At 74.3% G+C, this 2,644-nt stretch carries 2 protein-coding genes and 1 pseudogene; all 3 read right to left on the bottom strand.

From position 1 onward, the window contains the following. Nucleotides 1-301: pseudogene (locus GTW43_RS02765) on the bottom strand (cellulose-binding protein); the annotation flags it as partial. 119 nt (nt 302-420) lie between these two features. Then, nucleotides 421-1,407, bottom strand: coding sequence for an LCP family protein (locus GTW43_RS02770; protein WP_161299943.1), 987 nt, complete (start codon nt 1,405-1,407; stop codon nt 421-423). Nucleotides 1,408-1,475: 68 nt separating this feature from the next. Continuing rightward, a partial coding sequence (locus tag GTW43_RS02775; RefSeq protein ID WP_202500961.1) for an SUKH-4 family immunity protein occupies nt 1,476-2,644 on the bottom strand: 1,169 nt, incomplete at its 5' end.

Here is a 2,644-nt window from a genome sequence, read left to right on the forward strand (position 1 = left end):
CCTCGGCCGCCGCGGTGTGCCGCACGGCGGCGGCCTCCTCCTCGACGAGGCCGAGCAGGTGCCGGGCCCGGTCGCCCAGGGACTCGTAGGTCTGCGGGGCGAGCCCGGCGACCGTCTCGCGCAGCTGCCCGGCCAGCCCGGTCAGCTCCTGCTCGCGCGCGGTCAGCCGGGACAGCTCGGCCCGCGCCTCCTCCGCGGCCCGGAACAGCGCGGCCGCACGGGCCTCGACCTGCTCGGGGCGGTAGCCCCGCCCCCGGACGACGACGAACCCGAACGGCGAGGGCGACCCACCCGCTGCCATCTCGACCCCTTCTTTCCGATCCCGCGTGCCAGAACACGTCCCGCGTGTCAGAACACGTCCCGCGTGTCAGAAACACGCCATGAGTGACCCACCTATCGACCCACTCGCTCAAGGATGCGTCAATTGCCGTCGAAAGTCGGAATCGCGCGATCTTCGCGCAGCGCGGAGAAGAGCCGGCCCGCCTTGTCCTCGTCCCACAGGACGACGTCACCGACCCCGGGCAGATCGGGCTCGGACGCCACCGGGACGGTCGTCGTGGCGGCGGGGTCGGACAGTTCGCGGCCCATCTCGGTGAGCTCCGTGAGACCCGTGCGCCGGTCGACCGTGAGCGCGTCGAGGGTGGCGGCGAGGAACGGGATCACGTTCCAGGGCGGGATCAGCACCGACGCGCTCAGCGCCTCGTCCGCGACCGCGTCCACCAGCTGCCGCTGCCGCGCGACCCGGCCCAGGTCCCCGCGCGGGTCCGCGTGGCGGGCGCGGACGTACTGCAACGACTGCACCCCGTCCATGTGCTGACAGCCCCCGTCGAAGTCCGCGCCGGACTTCTCGTCGTGCAGCCCGCCCGACGGCACGCACAGGGTGACCCCGCCGAGGGAGTCGACGACGTCCACCAGCCCCAGGAACCCGATCTCCACGTAGTGCCCGATCCGCAGCCCGGTCGCCTGCTCGACCGTCCGCGTCAGCAGCTCCGGGCCGCCCAGCGCGTACGCCGCGTTGATCTTGTTCTTGCCGTGCCCGGGGATCGTCACGTACGAGTCCCGCGGGATCGACACCAGATACGGCCCGCTGTCCCCGTGGTGCAGGATCATGATCGTGTCGGTGTTACGGCCCGCGTCCCCGCCGACGTGCAGCTCCTTGCGCTGTTCGGGGGTCAGGTCGGCGCGCGAGTCGGAGCCGACGAGCAGCCAGTCGCTGCCCCGGCCCGCCGCGGGCCGGCCCGCGTAGGAGCCGAGCGCGTCCGTCGTCCTGAGCCGGCCGTCCGCCCAGAAGTACAGGCCCGCGCCGTACCCGACCACCACGACGACCACGGCCACGAGGGTCCACAGAACCCTCCGCGGCCAGCGCCGCCGCCTCACGGGACGTGCCCGCGCCGGTATCCCCGCCATGCCCGCATGATGAGGGCGCCCGACCGGTCCCGCAGGTCGAGCGCCCTCGTCACGTCGTCATCGGCCGGTTACAGCAGGCCGTCCCACATCTGCTCGAGCAGCACCGACCACCAGGTCTCGGGCGAACCGAGCGCCGCGGGGTCGATCCCGTTCAGCTGGGCCTGGAAGTCGACGGTCCAGCGGCCCGCCTGCTCCGGGTTCAGGCCGTAGCGCAGCCGCCACATGCGGCCGAGCAGCGCGAGCGAGCGGGCGAACTCGGGCAGCCCGCTGTTCACGAACTGCGGCGGCACCGGGGCACCGCCCGGACCGGCCTCGACCGGCACGGCCACGATGTGCGCCGTCCCGTACTGGACACAGACCGCCTTGCCGAAGTCGCTGCCCATCACCAGGTACGAGCCCGCGTCCGAGGCCGGCTGCACACCGCGCTCGGCCGCCAGCTCCGCCAGCGTCGGCACCGGCCGCCCCGGCTGGGCCTGCGCCCAGAAGAACGGCCCGAAGTCCGCGGGCAGTCCGGCCACGACGAGCGTGTGCGCGACCACGTCCGGCACACCCTGCCGGGACACGGCCCGCTGGTCGAACCGGAAGACGCCGGGCCCGAAGGCCTGCCCCAGCTCCTGCGCGATGCCCTCCGGCGGAACCGGCGGCATCGGCTGGGCCGGCGCCAGCGGCGCCCGCACCGGGGCGGGCCGCGCCGGACCGTCGGCGACCTGGTGCAACTCGCCCTGATGCGCGATGAGTTGCTGCATGCCCTGCTGACGGGACGCGTGATCGGTGCCGTACGGCGCGATCGACGTGATCCGCGCCTGCGGCCACTGCTCGTGGATCATGCGCGCGCAGTAGGCGCCCGGCAGCGCACACGACTCCAGCTCCGTGTGGAGCTCGAGCACCTGGTCCGCCGGGATGTTCATGCCGCGCAGCTCGTGGAAGATCTGCCACTCCGGGTGCGGCGTGCCGGGCGCCGAGCGGCGGATGAGCTGCTGCTCGGAGCCGTCGGGCGCGCGGTAGCGCAGCACCGCCTGGTAGCCGGGGCCCACGGTCGGCTGACCGGCCGGCGGCTGCGGATACCCGTACGAGGGCGGCGGACCGCCCGGGATCTGCTGCCCGGCCACCGGCGGCGGCATCGCTCCGGGCGGCATGCCACCGGGCGGCGGAGGCGGCACCGGACCCGGCGGGACCGGGCCGGGCGGCACGGGACCGGCACCCGGACCCTGCGGGCCGGGGCTCGCGAGCATCGTCG

It is taken from the genome of Streptomyces sp. SID5785, from assembly GCF_009870065.1.
Taxonomy (GTDB): Bacteria; Actinomycetota; Actinomycetes; order Streptomycetales; family Streptomycetaceae; genus Streptomyces.

Coding starts and splice junctions, on each gene's coding strand:
- GTW43_RS02770 (WP_161299943.1), bottom strand. CDS start 1,407: ATGGCGGGGATACCGGCGCGGGCACGTCCCGTGAGGCGGCGGCGCTGG.